This is a genomic window from Ramlibacter humi (assembly GCF_004681975.1).
In the GTDB taxonomy this organism is placed as follows: Bacteria; Pseudomonadota; Gammaproteobacteria; order Burkholderiales; family Burkholderiaceae_C; genus Ramlibacter; species Ramlibacter humi.
Window position 1 is genome coordinate 19,113 of the sequence record NZ_SMLK01000006.1, and the last position, 18,188, is coordinate 37,300.

Consider the following 18,188-nt stretch of genomic DNA (forward strand, 5'->3'; position numbering starts at 1 on the left):
TCCTTGGGATTCGCCCCAGCGTCGCGACCGCGCGCCTCACCCGGCATCGGAGCGCGGCGCGTTTCGCAACCCCGCCGCGGCTGACAGCGCGGTAGGAAGATGGCGCGCGCGCAGCCGCTGTGCCACGCCACGCGCGCCGAACGCCATCGCGGCCGTGGCCACCAGCATCGCCGCGAGGTGCACGCCCACCGCCGCGAGGCCCAGCCGCCACGAACCCGTCGCGGTGAGTTCACGGCCCGGCAGGTCGCCGATGCACAGCGGCACCACGGCCGGCACGAGCATCCAGCCCGCGCCGTGCGCGGTGCCCACGATGAAGGACCACAGCGCGAGCCCGGTGCGGCCGGGCGATGTCCACCGGTGCGCATGGCCGCGCACATGCTGCACGGCGACGGCGAGCAGCAGAGCCGCGGCCAGGCCTTGCGGCACCAGCGGATCGAACGCCACGCCCCATCGCAGCGCCAGCGGCACGGCGGCCGCCACCACGCCGATCGAAGCGGCATGCCCCGCCGCGATGGGCGCCAGCATGCGCCACGGCGAACGCCACGCGGCGAACGCCCAGCCTGCGGCCGGGTTCAGGCCGTGCAGCGCGCCCGCCGCCGCGACCGCGAGCCAGGGCCAGGCGCCTTGCATGGTGCGGCCCCGCGCTCAGGCTTCGCAGTGCGGGCAGGCCGCCGCGGGCGCCGCTTTCTCCGGCGCGGGCTCGAAAGCCGCGCCCGTGTCGTAGCGGTCGTGGTGGCGCACCCACTCCATCTTGTAGAACACGTCGCGCTCGTTGCGGCCCTGCGGCGTCAGGTCCATCAGCGCGTACGCGCCCATCATCACTTCCACGCCGCGCCCGAAGGTGGAATAGGTGTGGAACACCTCGCCAGCGTCGTCGCGGTAGAACACGCTGATGCCGGGCGCCTCCTCGGCGGGGAAGTAGCCCTTGCGGTAGTTGTAGGCCACCTCGCCGGCGGCCAGCTGCTCGGGCGTGAAGCTCACCGCGAAGTCGTAGTTGAAGTCGCTGCCGTTCGACGACACCCAGTCGAACTGCCAGCCCATGCGCTGGCGGAACCGCTGGATCTCCGCCAGTGGCGCGCGCGAAACGGCGACGAAGGTGATGTCGCGGTGCGCCAGGTGGACGTTCATGCCGTCGGCGTGGTCGGCCATGTACGAGCAGCTGGGGCAGCCCTGCTCCCAGCCCGGGCCCAGCATGAAGTGCTGCACCACCAGCTGGCGGCGGCCGCCGAACAGCTCGGCCAACGTGCGCTTGCCATCGGCCGTGTCGAACACGTAGGGCTTGTCGATGCGGCGCCAGGGCAGCGCGCGGCGCTCGGCGGCGACCTGGTCGTGCAGGCGCGTGAGTTCCTTCTCGCGGGCCAGCAGCGCGATGCGCTGCTCGGTCCAGCGGGCGTCGCTGACGACGGGATGGTTGGCGGTGGTCATGCTGCTCTCCTTGTGGGGGGCGCGAAGCGCCGGTTGACGGACGAAGGGACCATGCGGCGGCCCGACCCGGCAGGGCCTGCTTCACCGGATGGGGGAAAGGTTTAGTGGGACTGCGCCTTGGGCCGGCGCACCGCGCGCACCTTGCCGGTGCCGCCGCCGCCCGCGTACAGCAGGCCGTCGCCGTCGGACTCGAGCCCGCTGACGTTCACGCCGGCCGGCAGCGCCAGGCGGTCGAGCACTTCACCGCTCTGCGGGTTCAGGCGGCGCAGCTCGCTCTCGTCGCCTTCCCAGGTGCCGTGCCACAGCTCGCCGTCGACCCAGGTGACGCCGGTGACGAAGCGGTTGGACTCGATGGTGCGGCGGATGGCGCCGGTGGCCGGGTCGATCTGGTGGATCTTGCGGCCGCGGTAGTCGCCCACCCACAGGCTGCCTTCGGCCCAGGCCAGGCCGGAGTTGCTCTCGGCGGGCACGGGGATGGTGGCCAGCACCTCGCCCGTGGCGGGGTCGATCTTGTCGATGCGCGATTCGGCGATCTGCCACAGGTGCTTGCCGTCGAACGCGGTGCCGGCATCGCAGGCCCGCGGCAGCTTGCGCGCGACCTCGCCGCTCTCCGGGTCGATGGCGAGCAGCTCCGTCCGGGCGGCGGCCCACACGTGCTGCCCGTCCCAGGTGACGCCGGCGATGGACGCCGCGCCGGGGTAAGGACCGTACTCGCGCACGATCTCGGCGGGTCGTGCCTGCGGCGGGCTGGATCGCTTGTTGGTCATGGCGTCGTTCCTTTCGTGCGGCGCCGGGGATCCGGCGCGATGGGAAGGACTCTACGCACCCGGCAGCGAAGCGGGGAGTAACAAGATTGTCGTGAAACCGGTCAGCGGCGGCGCCACCCAGCGGCGCGCGCGGGCCTGGCCGACGCCGCGCACCTGGCCGGCTTCCTCCAGCTCGGCCACCGCGCGCTGGACGGTGCGCTGGCTGGCGCCCAGGGCGAGCGCGAGCGCCGAGGTGGACCACGCGGCCCCGTCGGAAAGCAGCGCGACGAGCGCGGCCTGTTCGCCGTCGATGGGCGGCACGAGCACCGCGACTTCGGCATCCCCGTGCGGACGCAGCACGAAGCCACGTGGGGTCGCATCGATGGCGGCCATGTCTTTCACCAGCGCCCGCAGGCGGCCGATCTCCACCCGCAGGCGGGCGCGGTGCGTGTCGTCCGGACGGCGCGTGCGGAAGGCGGTGGCGATGAGCGCATCGCGCTCGACGTCGTCCGGCCAGGCTTCGGCGAGCGAGCGCGCCAGCGAAAACAGGATGGGGCGGCGCGCGAGGGATCGCCACGTGCCCGCCTTCGCGATGCCGCGGCGGCAGGCGTCCAGCACCAGCGCATCCGAGGCGAGCAGCGCCTCGACTTCGTGCAGCCGCATCGCCTGTGCGCCTTCGCCGCTCACCCGGCGCGCAGCGGGCCTTTCCAGCGCCGCGCGTGCTTCGGCCACTTCGGCGATCAGCGCTGAGATGCCCGAGCGGTATGCCGCCTGGTCCGCGCGTGCCAGCGCTGCGGCCGCCGCCGCGGATTGCAGCGAGCGCAACGCGAGTTCAGCTTTCGCCAATTCGGCGATGGCGCCCAGCGCGGGGGGCAGCCCGCGCGCATCGACGGTTTCCAGCATCGACTTCGCGTCGGCCAATCGCCCGAGCAGAAGGAACTGCCGCGCCGCGACCAGCCGCGCATGCAGCGCGTTCGCGCGGTCGCCGTGCTTGTCCAGCGCCACGGCTGCCGAGGACAGCGCACGCGCCGGCCCGTCGAGCTCGCGCATCGCGAGCGCCACTTCCGCTTCGGCCAGCACGCAGCGCGCCCGCGCCAGTTCTTCGTTCGCACCGAAGCCGCGGCCCGCGCGACGCAGCAGGTCGCGCGCCCGTGCGTGCTCGCCCAGCTGCGCCATCGCGATGCCGCGCAGCGCCAGCGCCGGCGGGTCGTCGCGCAGCGCCACCTGCTTGAGCGCGCCGAGCGCATCGCCCGCGGCGAGCGCGCGGGCGGAAGCGGCGATGAGGGCGTCCATGGGATGGCGAGTATGTCCGCTGCGGCCGTCCTAAGCCGGCCGCAGCCATTCGCGCGTGTCCATGTCAGAGCGGTTCGACGGTGCAGGCGCCCGGCGAGAACACCGCCGCTTCGAGCAGGCCGGCGCCGTCGAGAGGTCCCAATCCGGCTCGATCCTTGAGCACCATGGCTTGCGCCGGCCGCCCGGGCGCGAGCTGCGCGGTGGGCATGCCCGCCGCTGCATCGCCGCCGCGCAGGGCGGCATCGAACAACACGGCCGCCGTGTCTTCGCGGCCCGCCGCGCGCGCGGCGACGTTGCGCTCGCGGCGCACGAAGCGCTGCGAATACTCCAGCAGGCGAAGCTCTTCCGCCCAGTCGCGGCCGACGTGGCTGTCGCTGCCGATGGACCAGGCGCCGCGCAGCTGTCCCCAGGTCCAGAGGTCGAACACGCCGTCGCCCAGGTTGGCTTCGGTGGTGGGACACAGCACGATGGAAGCGCCGGTCTTGTGCAGCGCGCGCAGCTCGGCTTCGTCGGCCTGCGTGGCGTGGACCAGGTTCCAGCTTGCGTCGACGTCGAAATGCGCCAGCAGCCATTCGACGGGGCGCTGGTGGCGGGCGCGCAGGCAGTCGTCCACTTCCTTCACCTGCTCGGAGATGTGCAGGTGAATGGGCATGCCGGCGGCGCGCGCGGCCTGCGCCACTTCGCGCATCGCGCCTTCGTCGACCGCGCGGAGGGAGTGGATGGCGATGCCGGCGGTCAGGGGCAGGTTGGCACTGCGATGCGCACGGATCGATTCGGCGATGCGCAGCACGGACTCGGGCGTGGACGCGAATCGCCGCTGGTCTTCGCGCAGGCCCGCCGCGCCGAAGCCCGCGCGCATGTAGAGCGTGGGCAGCAACGTGAGGCCGATGCCCGCGGCCTGCGCGGCGCGCACCAGCGCCCACGACATCTCCGCCGGGTCGGCGTACGGCCGGCCTTCGGTGTCGTTGTGCAGGTAGTGGAACTCGCAGACGTGCGAGTAGCCGCCCGCGCGCAGTTCGCGGTACAGCTGCGTGGCGACCTGCTCGAGCCGCTCGGGCGTGATGGTGAGCGCGACCTGGTACATGCGGTCGCGCCAGCTCCAGAAGTCGTCGGCCTGGCCCGCGGGTGCACGCTCGGTCTGGCCGGCGATGGCGCGCTGGAAGGCGTGGCTGTGCGCGTTGACGAGGGCGGGGAGGACGGCGCCGTCGATGACTGGCGCGCCGGCGCGGTCGGCGGCATTGGGCTCGACGCGTGACCAACGACCATCGTCGCCTGCGACGAGAAGGACGTCACGCGACCAGCCCCCGTCGATCCAGGCGTGCCGGGCAAGGTAGCGCCGTTCAGCCATACAGCTTGCTGCAGGCTTCGAATGCCGCTTCGACCATGCTCCGCACCACGGGCTGGATCTTCGCGGCCTTCGCTTCGTCGTAGTCGTACGGCAGCGACTCGCGCATGTAGGTCTTCTGCGTCATCTCCAGCTGCACCGCGTGCACGTGCTCGGCGGGCCGGCCGTACTGGCGGGTGATGTAGCCGCCCTTGAAGCGGCCGTTCAGGATGTTGGTCACGCCGGCCGCGCGCGAGGCAGCGGCTTGCACCGCTTCGCCGACGCTGGCATGAGCCGCCGCGCCATTCGCGGTGCCGATGTTCAGGTCGGGCAGCACGCCTTCGAACAGCCAGGGGATCTCGCTGCGGATGCTGTGCGCGTCCCACAGCAGCACCCAGCCGTGCTCGGCCTTCAGGCGATCAAGCTCGCCGCGCAGCGCGGCGTGGTACGGCGCCCAGAACTGCTCGCGCCTTTGCAGCTTCACTTGCGCCGAAGGCGCCGAGCCTTCGGCGTACAGCGGGTCGCCGGTGAAGAAGCGCGTGGGGCACAGCTCGGTGTTCGACGCGCCCGGGTACATCGGCGTGTCATCCGGCGGGCGGTTCAGGTCGATGACATAACGCGACACGGTGGGCTGCAGCACGCTGGCGCCCAGCTCGTGCGCGAAAGCGTACAGGCGGTCCAGGTGCCAGTCGGTGTCTTCCACCTGCAGCGCGCGCGGGTCGTAGGCGCCGCGCAGCGCTTCGGGGATTTCGGTTCCCATGTGCGGGATGCTGACCAGCAGCGGCACGCGGCCGCGCGTGAGCTTGAAAGTCATCGGGCTTGTCCTTGAACGAAGGCGCCGCGGCAAGGCCGCGCGCCGAATGCATAGGCGAGTTGCGCCGGGTGCTCCACGTCCCACAGCGCGAAGTCGGCGCGCAGGCCGGCCGCCAGCACGCCGCGGTCGGGCAGGCCGAGCGCGCGCGCCGCATGGCGCGTGACACCAGCCAGCGCTTCTTCGGGCGTCAGGCGGAACAGGGTGCACGCCATGTTCAGCATCAGCAGCAGGCTGGTGCAGGGCGAGGTGCCGGGGTTGCAGTCGGTGGACACGGCCATGGGCACGCCATGCTCGCGCAGCAGCGCGACGGGCGGCAGCCGGGTCTCGCGGATGAAGTAGTACGCGCCGGGCAGCAGCACGGCGACGGTGCCGGCTTTCGCCATCGCGCGCACGCCTTCCTCGCTCAGCCACTCCAGGTGATCGGCGCTCAGCGCGTCGAAGGAAGCGGCCAGCTGCGTGCCCGCGCTGTCGCTCAGCTGCTCGGCATGCAGCTTCACCGGCAGGCCGAGCGCGCGCGCGGTCTCGAACACGCGGCGCGTCTGGTCCACCGAGAAGCCGATGCGCTCGCAGAACGCATCGACCGCGTCCACCAGGCCTTGCTCGTGCAGGCGAGGCAGCATGCGCACGACTTCGGCGATGTAGTCGTCGGCGCGGCCGGCGAATTCCGGCGGCAGCGCGTGCGCGCCGAGGAAGGTGGTGCGCACGTCGAGGCGGTTGCGCTGGCCCAGCGTGCGCGCGACGCGCAGGCACTTGGCTTCGGCTTCTTCCGACAGGCCGTAGCCGGATTTGATCTCGATCGTGGTGACGCCCTCGGCCAGCAGCGCGTCCAGCCGGCGCTGCGCCTGCGCCAGCAGCGACGCCTCGTCGGCCGCGCGCGTGGCTTTCACCGTCGAGACGATGCCGCCGCCCGCCTTGGCGATGTCTTCGTAGCTGGCGCCTTGCAGGCGCAACTCGAATTCACGGGCGCGGTCGCCGCCCCAGACCAGGTGCGTGTGGCAGTCGATCAGGCCGGGCGTGATGAGCGCGCCTTGCACATCGTGCACTTGCGCGCCGCTGGCGTAGTGCGCAGGCAGCTCCGCGCGCGGGCCCACCCACGCGATGCGGCCGGCTTCGACCACCAACGCGCCATCGTCGATGAACCCGTACGGCGCGCCACCTTCCGCCATCGTGGCGATGCGTGCGCCAATCCACAGCTGCATGCTCATGCCTGCGCCTCCATCAGCAGCGCGTCGGCACCGCGCGCGATGCCGCTCATCGCTTCGCCGCACCAGCGCCAGGCGAGCGTGTACGCGGGCACGTCGACGTTCACCCAGTCGAGGATGACGCGCGAAGGCTGCGAATGCGCGTAGATGGCCAGCAGGCCCGGCCCGCGCATCTTGAACATCTGCTCCGCGGGCTGCAGCCGGCGCATGCGCGAACGGCCGGGCGGCGCCATCAGGTTGAGGTCGCGCGTCGACCCGTTCGACAGCTCGCAATCCGTGGCCAGGCCGCCATCGAAGCGGAAAGGCTCGCTGTCGGCCCGCAGCCAATGCCGGCCGCCGGCCACCTTCAGCACCACGCCCTCGCCTTCCAGCACCGAGAACCAGCGCTCGATGCCCTCGAAGCGCGAGAACGGGCCCGCCGCGGTGACATCGGCCACCGACAGCCGCACCTTCCAGCCTTCGGCCTGCGGCCACGCGAGCAGTTCGCGCGTGGTACCGCCGCCGTTCTTCCACGGCTGCGGCGTGACCGAATCGAGAGGGACGAAGTTCCAGCTCATGCCGCGAACTGCCCGCTGAAGCTGTAGCGGCTGCCGGGGTACAGCTGGCGCGCGACGCTGGCGACGTGCGCGCCGCTGACGGTGCGCCGCATCATCACCAGGCAAGGCTCGCTCACGCGGATGCCCAGCGCGCGCGCCTCGTCGGCGGACGGCAGGCAGGCCTCGATGGTGTAGCTGGCTTCGGTGAGCGGCGCATGCTCAAGCAGGTGCGAAGTGGGCGACGTCCGCGTGAAGTCCGTGTCCAGGTACGCGGGCGCCGCCGCCGGGTTGACGTAACGGTCTTCGTAAAGGATGGGCACGGCGTTCTCCAGGTGCACCAGCACGGTGTGGAACACGGGGGCGCCCTTGCGCAGCCGCAGCGACCCGGCCAGTTCCGCGCCGGCCTTCTCCTGCGCGACCTTCAGCACGCGCGTGCCGTGCTCGTGGCCGCGCTCGGCCATTTCCTCGTGGATGTCGCGGATGACCAGCTGCGAGCTGATGCGGTGCAGCTGGGCCACCCGGGTGCCCGAACCCTGCGTGCGCGTGACCAGCCCTTCCGCCGCCAGCTCGCGCAGCGCCCGGTGCGCGGTCATGCGGCTGACGCCGAAGCGCTCCATCAGCGCGGCCTCGCTGGGCACGGGGTCGCCGGGGCGCCAGTCGCCGCGGGCGATGTGCTGGCGCACCCAGTCCTTGACCTGTCCGTATGCCGGTTTGGCAGCTGCCATGGGCGCGAAGAATATCCGGATTGACACGTCTTGTATAGACAACTATCCTGCGGCCCGAACTTCGCGAGTTGTATAGACAACCCGCCGCACCGCGCACAGGAGCCCGCCATGTCAGACCTCTCCACCGCCCCGTTCATCGCCGCCGGCCCCCGCCCGGTCAGCGCGCCGCGCAGCACCACCCTCGCCTGCGCCAGCTGGCCCATCGAAGCGGCCTACCGCATGATCCAGAACAACCTGGATCCCGCCGTGGCCGAGCGGCCCGACGACCTGGTGGTGTACGGCGGCATCGGAAAGGCCGCGCGCAACTGGCCCGCGTTCGAAGCCATCCTGGATTCGCTGCGCAAGCTGCAGCCCGACGAGACGCTGCTCGTCCAGTCGGGCAAGCCGGTGGGCGTGTTCCGCACCCACGGCGGCGCGCCGCGCGTGCTCATCGCCAACTCCAACCTGGTGCCCAAGTGGGCGACCTGGGAGCACTTCAACGAGCTGGACCGCGCGGGCCTGATGATGTTCGGCCAGATGACCGCGGGCAGCTGGATCTACATCGGCACCCAGGGCATCGTGCAGGGCACGTACGAGACTTTCGCCGAAGCGGGCCGCCAGCACTACGGCGGCAACCTGTCGGGCCGCTGGGTGCTCACCGCGGGGCTGGGCGGCATGGGCGGCGCGCAGCCGCTGGCCGCTTCGTTCGCGGGTGCGTGCTCGCTGAACATCGAGTGCCAGCAGTCGCGCATCGACTTCCGCCTGCGCACGAAGTATCTGGACAAGCAGGCGAAGGATTTGGACGAGGCGCTCGCGCTGATCAAGGAGCACACCGCGCGCAAGGAAGCCGTGTCCATCGGCCTGTGCGGCAACGCGGCCGAGATCGTGCCGGAACTGGTGCGCCGCGCGAAGGCGGGCGGACCGAAGCCCGACATCGTCACCGACCAGACCTCGGCGCACGACATCATCAACGGCTACCTGCCCAAGGGCTGGACCGTCGAGCAATGGCAGGCGGCGCAGAAGGACCCTTCCCAGCACGCCAAGCTGAAGCAGGCCGCGGGCGAGTCCTGTGCCGAACACGTGCGCGCGATGCTGGCGTTCCACGCGATGGGCATCCCCACCGTCGACTACGGCAACAACCTGCGCCAGGTGGCCAAGGACTTCGGGGTGGAGGACGCGTTCGCCTACCCCGGCTTCGTGCCCGCTTACATCCGCCCGCTGTTCTGCCGCGGCGTGGGCCCGTTCCGCTGGGTGGCGCTGTCCGGCGACCCGGAAGACATCCGCAAGACCGACGCGAAGATGAAGGAGCTGTTCCCGCAGAACAAGTCGCTGCACCGCTGGCTGGACATGGCCGGCGAGCGCATCGCGTTCCAGGGCCTGCCCGCGCGCATCTGCTGGATCGGCCTGGGCGACCGCGACAAGGCGGGCCTGGCGTTCAACGAGATGGTGCGCAAGGGCGAGCTGAAGGCGCCCATCGTCATCGGCCGCGACCACCTGGACAGCGGCTCGGTCGCTTCGCCCAACCGCGAAACCGAAGCCATGCGCGACGGCAGCGACGCGGTCAGCGACTGGCCCATGCTCAACGCGCTGCTCAACACCGCCAGCGGCGCCACCTGGGTCAGCCTGCACCACGGCGGCGGCGTCGGCATGGGCTACTCGCAGCATGCCGGCGTGGTCATCGTGTGCGACGGCACCAAAGACGCCGACGAGAAGCTGGCACGCGTGCTGTGGAACGACCCGGCCACCGGCGTCATGCGCCACGCCGACGCGGGCTACGACATCGCGCTGCAATGCGCGAAGGAGCAGGGCCTGAACCTGCCGATGGCAGGCTGAAGAGCGCCGGACGAATGACCGCCCGCACGCTCACCCCCGGACAACTCACGCTCGACGACGTCCGCCTGGCCCTGGCGCCCGGCGGCATCGAGCGCGCCGAACTGCCAGACAGCTGCCGCGCCGGCATCCGCGCCAGCGCGGCCCTGGTCCGGCAGGCTGCGGACGGGGACGCACCCGTCTACGGCGTGAACACCGGCTTCGGCAAGCTGGCCACGAAGCGCATCGCCCGCGAAGACCTGGCGACGCTGCAGCTGAAGCTGTTGCGCTCGCATGCGGTGGGCGTGGGCGACCCGCTGCCCGAACGCGTGGTGCGCCTCATCCTGCTGCTCAAGGCCACCAGCCTGGCGCGCGGCTTTTCCGGCGTGCGCGAAGAGGTGGTGGACGGCTTGCTGGCGCTGCACAACGCGGGCGTCATTCCGGTCGTGCCCGCGCAAGGCTCGGTCGGCGCCTCGGGCGATCTCGCTCCGCTGGCCCACCTGTGCCTGCCGCTGATCGGCGAAGGCGAGGCCTTCTTCCGCGGCCAACGCGTGCCCGCGGCGCAGGCGCTGCGGCAGGCCGGCATCGAGCCGCTGCAGCTCGGCCCCAAGGAAGGGCTGGCGCTGATCAACGGCACGCAGGTGTCCACCGCGCTGGCGCTGGACGCGCTGATGGCGGCCGACCGCCTGTTCGAGTCGGCGGTGGTCACCGGCGCGGTCACGCTGGATGCGGCGCGCGGCAGCGACGCGCCGTTCGACGCCCGCATCCACGAAGTGCGCGGCCAGCCCGGCCAGATCGACTGCGCGGCCGCGTACCGCGCGCTCACCGCCGGCAGCGACATCCGCCGTTCGCACCTGGAGAACGACGACCGCGTGCAGGACCCGTACTGCCTGCGCTGCCAGCCCCAGGTGATGGGCGCCTGCCTGGACCAGATGCGCTACGCCTCGCAGGTGCTGCTGCGCGAAGCGAATGCCGTCACCGACAACCCGCTCGTGTTCGAGGGCTCGCTGCTGTCCGGCGGCAATTTCCACGCCGAGCCCGTCGCCCTGGCGGCGGATGCGCTGGCGGTGGCCATCGCCGAGATCGGCGCCATCTCCGAACGCCGCGTCGCGATGCTGGTGGACACGGTGGTGTCGCGCCTGCCGCCCTTCCTGGCGGCCGAGCCGGGGCTCAACTCCGGTTTCATGATCGTGCACGTCACCGCCGCGGCGCTGGCCTCGGAAAACAAGTCGCTGGCGCACCCGGCCAGCGTGGACAGCCTGCCCACTTCCGCCAACCAGGAAGACCACGTCAGCATGGCGACGTTCGCCGCGCGGCGGCTGCAGCCCATGCTGCGCAACACGGCGCACATCGTCGCCATCGAGCTGCTCGCGGCCGCGCAGGGCATCGAGTTCCTGCGGCCCCTGCAGAGCGCGCCCGCGCTGGAGGCCGCGCTGCGGCTCGTCCGCAGCCTGTCGCCGGCCATGATGGCCGACCGCAGCCTGGCCCGCGACATCGAGGCCGTGCACCACCTGGTGGCCGACGGCGGCCTGGGGCATGCCATCGAGCAACGCATACCGGAGTTGCACGCTTTACGGCTGGCATGACCCATGCATAGAGTTGCACCCACCCTCATTCACAGGAGAAGCCCCATGAAGAAGCTGTTCGCCCTCTCGCTGGCCGCGCTGGCCGTCACCGCCGCGCAGGCGCAGGACACCAAGGTCGCCGTCGGCATTTCCGGCTGGACCGGTTTCGCGCCGCTGACGCTGGCCAAGGAAGCCGGCATCTTCAAGAAGAACGGCCTGGACGTCACGCTGAAGAAGATCCCGCAGAAGGACCGCCACCTGGCCATCGCTTCGGGCGACGTGCAGTGCGCGGCCACCACGGTGGAAACCTGGGTGGTGTGGAACGCCAACGGCGTGGCCACCACGCAGATCTTCCAGCTGGACAAGTCGTACGGCGCCGACGGCATGGTCGTCAAGCCCAACATCACGAAGATCGCCGACCTGAAGGGCAAGACCGTCGCGGCCAGCGCGCCCGGCACGGCGCCCTACTTCACGCTGGCCTGGTTCCTGAAGAAGAACGGCCTGTCCACCAAGGACGTGAAGGTCGTGAACCTGGAACCGCAGGCCGCCGCCAACGCCATGATCGCCGGCACCGCCGACCTGGATGCCGCGATGACGTACGAGCCTTACCTGGGCGCCGTGCGCGCCAAGCCCGAGGCCGGCAAGATCATCGCGACGACGCTGGACTACCCGATGGTGATGGACACCTTCGGCTGCACGCCCAAGTTCCTGTCGGACAACCCCAAGGCCGCCAAGGCGCTGGCCGACAGCTACTTCGAAGCCGTGGACATGATCAAGAAGGACCCGAAGAAGTCGTTCGAGATCATGGGCGCCGACGTCAAGCAGACCGGCGAGCAGTTCGAAGCCAGCCAGAAGTACCTGCGCTGGCAGGACCGCGACGCGAACCAGAAGTTCTTCGCGGGCGAGCACGCGGCCTTCAGCAAGGAAGCGGCGGATCTGCTGATGGAGGCGGGGATCATCAAGCAGGTGCCGGATCTGTCGAAGCTGGCGGATACGCGGTTCCTGAAATAAGCCTGGAAACTCCCTCTCCCCTTGGGGGAGAGGGCGGGGGTGAGGGATTGGACCCGCACCGCACACCCACCCTCACCCCAACCCTCTCCCGCCGGCGGGAGAGGGAGGAAGACAAATGAAACCCCTCCACCCCGTCCCCCCCGGCACCCGCGCCCTCCTCGGCGTGTCCTTCTTCGCCGCCTTCTTCCTGCTCTGGGCCGCCGTCACCTTCGGCGGCCTGGTGCCCAAGCAGTTCCTCGCCGACCCGCTGACCATGGTGAAGTCCGGCTGGACGCTGCTCACCGAATACGGGTTCCTCAAGGACATCGGCATGACGGTGTGGCGCGTGGTGGGCGGCTTCCTCATCGCCGCCGCTTTCGCCGTGCCGCTGGGCGTGCTGATGGGCGCTTACAAGCCCATCGAAGCTTTCTTCGAACCGTTCGTGAGCTTCGCGCGCTACCTGCCCGCTTCGGCCTTCATCCCGCTGCTGATCCTGTGGGCCGGCATCGGCGAAAGCCAGAAGCTGGCCGTCATCTTCATCGGCTCGTTCTTCCAGCTGGTGCTGATGATCGCGGTGAGCGTGGGCAACACGCGGCGCGACCTGGTGGAAGCGGCGTACACGCTGGGCGCGCAGGACCGCGGCGTGGTCACGCGCGTGCTGCTGCCTTCCAGCGCGCCCGAGATCGCCGAGCAGCTGCGCATGGTGCTGGGCTGGGCCTGGACCTACGTCATCGTCGCCGAGCTGATCGGCGCTTCCAGCGGCATCGGCCACATGATCACCGACAGCCAGGCGCTGCTGGCCACCGACCAGATCATCTTCGGCATCATCGTCATCGGCCTCATCGGGCTGGTGACGGACTTCGCCTTCAAGGCGTTCAACAAGATCCTGTTTCCGTGGTCGCAAATCCGATGAAACGAGACGACGTCACGCTGGCCGGCGCCGCGCCGGTGCTGCAGGTTTCCGCCGTCGGCAAGACCTTCGCGGGCGGCACGGTGGCCTTGCAGTCCACCGACCTGCAGGTGCAGGAGAACGACTTCATCACCATCCTCGGCCCCTCGGGCTGCGGCAAGAGCACGCTGCTGCGCATGGTGGCGGGGCTGGACACGCCCACCGGCGGCAGCATCGCGCTGGATGGCAAGCAGGTGACGGGCCCCGGCGCCGACCGCGGCATGGTGTTCCAGAGCTACACGCTGTTCCCCTGGCTGACGGTGCTGCAGAACGTGTGCTTCGGGCTGCGCGAGAAGGGCCTGCCGCTGGCCGAGCAGCACGCCATCGCGCGCCCGTTCATCGCCAAGGTGGGCCTGTCGCAGTTCGAGCATCACTACCCCAAGCAGCTGTCCGGCGGCATGCAGCAGCGCACGGCGCTGGCGCGCGCGCTGGCCAACGCCCCGCGCATCCTGCTGATGGACGAACCGTTCGGCGCGCTGGACCACCAGACGCGCGAGCTGATGCAGGAACTGCTGCTGGGCATCTGGGAAGAAGAGCGCAAGACGGTGCTCTTCGTCACGCACGACATCGACGAGGCCATCTTCATGGCCAACCGCGTCGTGGTGATGAGCGCGCGGCCGGGGCGCATCAAGTGCGACCTCCCGGTGCCGCTGGCGCACCCGCGGCACTACTCGATGAAGACTACGCCGGCCTTCGCCGAACTGAAGGCGCGGCTGACCGAAGAAATCCGCGTCGAGGTGCAGCGCGCCGCGGGGCTGCTGCCGGCCGGCGCGGTCTAGTTCCTCAGCTCCGACTCGCCGCTGCTCGGGCCCGCGGCGGTGGTCGTCTGCACGGGCGCGTCGCCGGGCAGCGGGTGCATGAACGCCGGGTGCAGTTCAGGGATGCCGTTCGGGTAGAAGCGCTCGGGGCCCAGCGGCGGCGGCGTCCAGTTCATGGACACCGGCGGCGGCAGGTAGCGCTTCTCGGGCTCGCGGCGCGCCGTGATGGTGGTCTTGCGCAAAGGCGTCTTCGCCGTGAGCACCGGCTTCTTCGCCGCGGGTTTCGATTTCGCGGTGACGACGCCCTTCTTCGCCGGCGCGTGTGCCGTGGCGGCGGCTTTCTTCGCCGGTGCGTGCGCGGTGACGGTGGTCTTTTTCGCCGGCGCTCGTGCGGCGATCGTTGCCTTCTTCGCCGAAGCCTTCGCCGTCACCGGCTTGCGGGCCGGCTTGGCCTCCTTCGCGCGCTTCAGGTCGGCGTGCTGCACCGTGCCCCCGGCGGGTTTCGATTTCGCCGTGCCCGCGCCCTGCGCGCGCGGCTGCGGCGGTTTCGTCTCGGCGGCGGCCACGCCGAGCACCAGTGCGCCGCCGATGGCCGCTGCTATCCAGGCTTTGCTGGCTCCCATCTCGCTGTTCTCCCTGCTGTGACGCGGCCATGTTGGTCCCGCGCGCGCAAGCGCAGCAGTAGGAAAGCCGCGAGCGTTGCTGTCGGCGCCCGCACGACGCCGCTGGCCCGATGGGGCTAGCGCGCGGGATCCATCGGCGGCAGGTACTGGATGACGGGCGGGCCGCCCATCGTCGCGGTGACCGGCGCCGTGGTGGCGCCTTCGGTCAGGACCACGCCAGGTTGAGGGGCGGGCATGCGGATCACCGCCACGCCGCCGGGCGCCGACCCGGCGGTGCCGGAAGAGATTCCGTCGCCGCCACTGGCCGTCGGGCTCGAGCCCATGCCGGCGACCGAGCTGTTGCCGGCCGCCACGCCGACGCCCGTCGCCGCGCCGCTGCTCGATGCCGCACCGCCGCCGTTCGATGCTGCGCCACTGCTCGATGCCGAGCCACTGCCGGCAGCGGTGCCCACGCTGCCCGCAGCTGCTCCAGGACCACCCGCGCTCGCGGCACCGATGCCCGCAGCTGCGCCTGCCGATGCGCCGGACGAAGCGCCAGTGCCGCCCGCACCAACGCCGACCGCACCGCTGCCGCCCGTGCCGGTTCCACTGCCGCCCGTGCCGGCGCCGGTTCCTGCGCCGCCCACGCTACCGGCTCCCGCACCGGAGGTTCCGGCTGCTCCGGAAGCACCAGCGGCACCCGCAGCTCCAGCGCTACCGGCCGCACCGGCACCCGCGGCGCCGCTGCCCGATCCACCGCTTCCGGAACCACCGCTGCCGGAGCCCGCGCTGCCCGAGCCACCGCTGCCGGAAGCCCCCGCGCCTGACGCTCCTGCACCGCCTGATCCTGCTCCAGCCGCACCTGCGCCGCCCGCGCCTGCGCCTGCTCCACCAGCGCCTGCTCCGCCAGCCCCTGCACCACCGGCTCCGACACCACCGGCGCCTGCTCCACCTGCTCCGCCGGCTCCTGCACCACCAGCACCACCTCCTCCTGCGCCGCCTGCGCCTGCACCCCCACCGCCACCGCCTCCACCTCCACCTTTCGCCCAAGCCTCATCCGGCCAGCTCACGGTGCCGGCGGCCAGCGCGGCGGAAACGACGACGGCGATCAGGCGGTAGGGAAAGCGGTGCATGGCGGACCTCTTCAATGCAGGAAGGTCGCATGGTGTGCAGTGCGGCGGTCACCGTCCGCCGGACGGCGCCCGACGCGTGTGTCAGCGCAAGCCGCCGCCGTGGTGGCACGGCCGAGGTTGCCGCGCATCGCCGCCCGTCAGGAAGGAATCACCTCTCGCGCATGCGCATGCACCGCGCCCTAGGATGCGGCCATGGTCACCCCAGCCTTGCGCACCGCACCCCTCGGCTTCACCGACGGCCAGCTGGAAACGCTGAAGTGGCTGGCCCTGGGCTCGATGGTCACCGACCACATCGGCCGGCACCTGCTGGGCATGCCCAACGAGAGCGTGCCTTTCCTCGCCGGCCGCATCGCCTTCCCGCTGTTCGCGCTGGTGCTGGGCCTGAACCTCGCGCGCCAAGGCGATAGGCCCGCGCGCAGCTCGCGCACCGCGTTGCGACTGGCGGCTTGGGGACTGGTCGCCGTGCTGCCTTCGATCTGGGCGCGCGGCGATCCCCAGGTGGTCAACGTGCTGGTGACGCTGGCGCTGGGCGCCGGCCTGTGCTGGGCGGTGGACAGCCCGGCGGCGGTGCCTCTGCGCATGCTGGCTTGCATCGCCATGGCCATCGCCAGCTGGTGGTGCGAGTTCGGCGTGGGCGGCGCTTTCCTCGTGGTGGCGGTGTACCTGTACGCGACGCGGCCCGATCCGGGCGTGGCCCTGGTGGCGCTGCTGCTGCTTTTCGCGACCGGATTGCTGAACCAGCGTTATGCCGGCGGGCCGGCGCTGTGGGCCACCGTGGTGGCCTGGCCCATCGCCGCCGCCGTGCACGAACTGCCGCTGTCGATGCCGAGATGGCAGCTGCTGTTCTACGCCATCTACCCGCTGCACCTGGCCGCCATCGGCGCGCTCAAGGCGTGGGGCTGAGCCGGGCTTCGCCCACCGGCTTGCTCTCGCGCATGCAGAACCAGCCGACCAGCGCCACCAGCCCCGCGAACACCGCGCCGAACGTAAAGGCCATCTGATAGCCGCCATTGAGCGCGACGGCACCCGTGGTGCCCGCCGCTTCCAGCGCCGCCGTGCGCGCGGCGGCCACGCTGGCCAGCACCGCCAGGCCCAGCGCACCGCCCATCATGAAGCTGGTGTTCACCACGCCCGAAGCCAGGCCCGAGTCCTGCGGGCCGACGTCGTTCATCGCGGCCAGCAGCAGCGGGTTGAACGCGATGCCCGCGCCGATGCCCAGCAGCGTCATCGCGGGCAGCACGTCGACGGCGAAGCTGCCGCCCACCGGCGCGCGCGCGAACAGCGCCAGCCCCAGCGTGGCGATGCCCAGGCCGAAGGCCAGCGGCCCGCGGATGCCCCAGCGCACCACGATGCGCGCCGAGGCGCCCAGCGACATGAAAGCCATGATCAGGTTGCCCGGCAGGAACGACAGGCCGACCTGCATGGCCGAGTAGCCCAGCACCAGCTGCAAGTACAGCGCCGACATGAAGAACCAGGCGAACATCGCCGCGGCCCACAGCACGCCGGCGAAATTGGCGACGGTGAGGTTGCGGTGGCGGAACAGGCCCAGCGGCATCAGTGGCGCGGCCACGCGCGATTCGATGGCGATGAAAAGGCCCAGCAGCACGGCCGCGGCGCCCAGCAGCGACAACGTCTGCACCGAAGTCCAGCCCGCTTCGTTGCCGTTGACCACCGCGTACACGGCGAGCATCAGCGAAGCGGTGATGGTGATGGCGCCGAACCAGTCCAGGCGCTGGCCCGCGGCGCCCCCGCCCGGCGCGATGAGCGCGCGGCACAGCAGCGCGACCACCACGCCGATCGGCAGGTTGACCAGGAAGATCCAGTGCCAGTTGAGCCAGCTGGTGAGCAGGCCGCCCAGCAGCACGCCCACGCTGCCGCCGCCCGCGCACACGAAGCCGTACACGCCCATCGCCTTCGCGCGGTCTTCAGGCTCGGTGAACAGGTTCATGATCAGCGACAGCGCCACCGCCGAGACGACGGCGCCGCCCAGGCCCTGCACCGCGCGCGCGGCCACCAGCATGGTCTGCGTGGAAGCGAAGCCGCACGCCGCCGAAGCCAGCGTGAACACGGCCAGGCCGGCCAGGAACACCTTGCGGTGGCCGTACAGGTCGCCCAGCCGGCCGCCCAGCAGCAGGAAGCCGCCGAAGGTGAGCATGTAGGCATTGACCACCCAGACCAGCGAGGTCTCGGTGAACTTCAGGTCGGTGCGGATGGAGGGCAGCGCGACGTTCACGATGGTCGTGTCCAGCACGATCATCAGCACGCCCAGGCACAGCACGTACAGCGCCCACCAGCGCTGGCGCCGGCCGGCATCGAGGGAAGACATGGCGTTATTTCC

Annotated in this window: 18 protein-coding genes; 6 read left to right on the forward strand and 12 right to left on the reverse strand. The window is 71.1% G+C overall.

The genetic code is table 11. The annotated features are described in order from the left end of the window. Window positions 1–36: 36 nt before the first annotated feature. From EZ216_RS16395 to hutC, 9 genes are all read right to left on the reverse strand, one after another. Window positions 37–630: a hypothetical protein gene (locus EZ216_RS16395; protein ID WP_205959692.1), complete on the reverse strand. Its 594-nt coding sequence runs from the start codon at window positions 628–630 to the stop codon at window positions 37–39. Window positions 631–645: 15 nt separating this feature from the next. After that, window positions 646–1,425 carry a DUF899 domain-containing protein gene (locus EZ216_RS16400; RefSeq protein WP_135250872.1) on the reverse strand — a complete coding sequence of 260 codons (780 nt, stop codon included), beginning with the start codon at window positions 1,423–1,425 and terminating at the stop codon, window positions 646–648. A 101-nt stretch (window positions 1,426–1,526) separates the two neighbouring features. Continuing rightward, window positions 1,527–2,192, reverse strand: coding sequence for a Vgb family protein (locus EZ216_RS16405; protein ID WP_135250873.1), 666 nt, complete (start codon window positions 2,190–2,192; stop codon window positions 1,527–1,529). A gap of 51 nt (window positions 2,193–2,243) precedes the next feature. Next, entirely contained in the window at window positions 2,244–3,464 is a 1,221-nt protein-coding gene (locus tag EZ216_RS16410; protein WP_135250874.1) for a helix-turn-helix domain-containing protein, read from the reverse strand. Window positions 3,465–3,528: 64 nt separating this feature from the next. After that, complete coding sequence (hutF, locus tag EZ216_RS16415; protein ID WP_135250875.1) at window positions 3,529–4,812, reverse strand: formimidoylglutamate deiminase; 1,284 nt, start codon at window positions 4,810–4,812, stop codon at window positions 3,529–3,531. Further along, window positions 4,805–5,602, reverse strand: a complete 798-nt coding sequence (gene hutG, locus EZ216_RS16420; RefSeq protein ID WP_135250876.1) for an N-formylglutamate deformylase — start codon at window positions 5,600–5,602, stop codon at window positions 4,805–4,807. Before hutG ends, hutF begins: the two co-directional genes overlap by 8 nt. Continuing rightward, window positions 5,599–6,807, reverse strand: coding sequence for an imidazolonepropionase (gene hutI / locus EZ216_RS16425; RefSeq protein WP_135250877.1), 1,209 nt, complete (start codon window positions 6,805–6,807; stop codon window positions 5,599–5,601). The genes hutG and hutI overlap by 4 nt, the downstream gene beginning before the upstream one ends. After that, on the reverse strand, window positions 6,804–7,361 hold the full coding sequence (locus EZ216_RS16430; RefSeq protein WP_135250878.1) for a HutD/Ves family protein: 558 nt from the start codon (window positions 7,359–7,361) through the stop codon (window positions 6,804–6,806). The genes hutI and EZ216_RS16430 overlap by 4 nt, the downstream gene beginning before the upstream one ends. Beyond that, window positions 7,358–8,065 (reverse strand): histidine utilization transcriptional repressor HutC, encoded by a 708-nt coding sequence (gene hutC, locus EZ216_RS16435; protein WP_135250879.1) that lies wholly within the window; start codon window positions 8,063–8,065, stop codon window positions 7,358–7,360. Before hutC ends, EZ216_RS16430 begins: the two co-directional genes overlap by 4 nt. A gap of 108 nt (window positions 8,066–8,173) precedes the next feature. Here hutC and hutU point away from each other — a divergent pair, with 108 nt between their 5' ends. From hutU to EZ216_RS16460, 5 genes are all read left to right on the forward strand, one after another. Further along, window positions 8,174–9,877: a urocanate hydratase gene (hutU, locus tag EZ216_RS16440; protein WP_135250880.1), complete on the forward strand. Its 1,704-nt coding sequence runs from the start codon at window positions 8,174–8,176 to the stop codon at window positions 9,875–9,877. 14 nt (window positions 9,878–9,891) lie between these two features. Then, on the forward strand, window positions 9,892–11,439 hold the full coding sequence (hutH, locus tag EZ216_RS16445) for a histidine ammonia-lyase (RefSeq protein WP_135250881.1): 1,548 nt from the start codon (window positions 9,892–9,894) through the stop codon (window positions 11,437–11,439). Between the two features lie 45 nt (window positions 11,440–11,484). Beyond that, window positions 11,485–12,429 carry an ABC transporter substrate-binding protein gene (locus tag EZ216_RS16450; protein WP_135250882.1) on the forward strand — a complete coding sequence of 315 codons (945 nt, stop codon included), beginning with the start codon at window positions 11,485–11,487 and terminating at the stop codon, window positions 12,427–12,429. A 115-nt stretch (window positions 12,430–12,544) separates the two neighbouring features. After that, a complete protein-coding gene (locus tag EZ216_RS16455; RefSeq protein ID WP_135250883.1) occupies window positions 12,545–13,321 on the forward strand; it encodes an ABC transporter permease in 777 nt (258 codons plus the stop codon). Next, the gene (locus tag EZ216_RS16460) at window positions 13,318–14,136 is read left to right on the forward strand and encodes an ABC transporter ATP-binding protein (protein ID WP_135250884.1); all 819 of its coding nucleotides are present in this window, start codon (window positions 13,318–13,320) and stop codon (window positions 14,134–14,136) included. Before EZ216_RS16455 ends, EZ216_RS16460 begins: the two co-directional genes overlap by 4 nt. Here the strand turns inward: EZ216_RS16460 and EZ216_RS21840 are convergent. Both EZ216_RS21840 and EZ216_RS16470 read right to left on the reverse strand, forming a co-directional pair. Next, window positions 14,133–14,738 (reverse strand): hypothetical protein, encoded by a 606-nt coding sequence (locus tag EZ216_RS21840; RefSeq protein WP_135250885.1) that lies wholly within the window; start codon window positions 14,736–14,738, stop codon window positions 14,133–14,135. The genes EZ216_RS16460 and EZ216_RS21840 overlap by 4 nt on opposite strands. 116 nt (window positions 14,739–14,854) lie before the next feature. Then, window positions 14,855–15,364, reverse strand: a complete 510-nt coding sequence (locus tag EZ216_RS16470) for a hypothetical protein (RefSeq protein ID WP_135250886.1) — start codon at window positions 15,362–15,364, stop codon at window positions 14,855–14,857. Between the two features lie 678 nt (window positions 15,365–16,042). On the opposite strand from EZ216_RS16470, the gene EZ216_RS16475 reads away from it, so the two are divergent. Then, window positions 16,043–16,753: a TraX family protein gene (locus EZ216_RS16475; RefSeq protein ID WP_135250887.1), complete on the forward strand. Its 711-nt coding sequence runs from the start codon at window positions 16,043–16,045 to the stop codon at window positions 16,751–16,753. Here the strand turns inward: EZ216_RS16475 and EZ216_RS16480 are convergent. Continuing rightward, complete coding sequence (locus tag EZ216_RS16480) at window positions 16,737–18,176, reverse strand: MFS transporter (RefSeq protein ID WP_135250888.1); 1,440 nt, start codon at window positions 18,174–18,176, stop codon at window positions 16,737–16,739. The genes EZ216_RS16475 and EZ216_RS16480 overlap by 17 nt on opposite strands. Between the last annotated feature and the right edge of the window lie 12 nt (window positions 18,177–18,188).

Excerpts from the sequence above, each read along its gene's own strand:
- EZ216_RS16480 (WP_135250888.1), bottom strand. The coding sequence starts at position 18,176 with ATGTCTTCCCTCGATGCCGGCCGGCGCCAGCGCTGGTGGGCGCTGTAC.
- hutU (WP_135250880.1), top strand. The coding sequence starts at position 8,174 with ATGTCAGACCTCTCCACCGCCCCGTTCATCGCCGCCGGCCCCCGCCCG.
- EZ216_RS16405 (WP_135250873.1), bottom strand. The coding sequence starts at position 2,192 with ATGACCAACAAGCGATCCAGCCCGCCGCAGGCACGACCCGCCGAGATC.
- EZ216_RS16430 (WP_135250878.1), bottom strand. The coding sequence starts at position 7,361 with ATGAGCTGGAACTTCGTCCCTCTCGATTCGGTCACGCCGCAGCCGTGG.
- hutC (WP_135250879.1), bottom strand. The coding sequence starts at position 8,065 with ATGGCAGCTGCCAAACCGGCATACGGACAGGTCAAGGACTGGGTGCGC.
- EZ216_RS16450 (WP_135250882.1), top strand. The coding sequence starts at position 11,485 with ATGAAGAAGCTGTTCGCCCTCTCGCTGGCCGCGCTGGCCGTCACCGCC.
- hutF (WP_135250875.1), bottom strand. The coding sequence starts at position 4,812 with ATGGCTGAACGGCGCTACCTTGCCCGGCACGCCTGGATCGACGGGGGC.
- hutH (WP_135250881.1), top strand. The coding sequence starts at position 9,892 with ATGACCGCCCGCACGCTCACCCCCGGACAACTCACGCTCGACGACGTC.
- EZ216_RS21840 (WP_135250885.1), bottom strand. The coding sequence starts at position 14,738 with ATGGGAGCCAGCAAAGCCTGGATAGCAGCGGCCATCGGCGGCGCACTG.
- EZ216_RS16400 (WP_135250872.1), bottom strand. The coding sequence starts at position 1,425 with ATGACCACCGCCAACCATCCCGTCGTCAGCGACGCCCGCTGGACCGAG.
- EZ216_RS16460 (WP_135250884.1), top strand. The coding sequence starts at position 13,318 with ATGAAACGAGACGACGTCACGCTGGCCGGCGCCGCGCCGGTGCTGCAG.
- EZ216_RS16410 (WP_135250874.1), bottom strand. The coding sequence starts at position 3,464 with ATGGACGCCCTCATCGCCGCTTCCGCCCGCGCGCTCGCCGCGGGCGAT.
- EZ216_RS16475 (WP_135250887.1), top strand. The coding sequence starts at position 16,043 with ATGGTCACCCCAGCCTTGCGCACCGCACCCCTCGGCTTCACCGACGGC.
- hutI (WP_135250877.1), bottom strand. The coding sequence starts at position 6,807 with ATGAGCATGCAGCTGTGGATTGGCGCACGCATCGCCACGATGGCGGAA.
- EZ216_RS16455 (WP_135250883.1), top strand. The coding sequence starts at position 12,545 with ATGAAACCCCTCCACCCCGTCCCCCCCGGCACCCGCGCCCTCCTCGGC.
- hutG (WP_135250876.1), bottom strand. The coding sequence starts at position 5,602 with ATGACTTTCAAGCTCACGCGCGGCCGCGTGCCGCTGCTGGTCAGCATC.
- EZ216_RS16395 (WP_205959692.1), bottom strand. The coding sequence starts at position 630 with ATGCAAGGCGCCTGGCCCTGGCTCGCGGTCGCGGCGGCGGGCGCGCTG.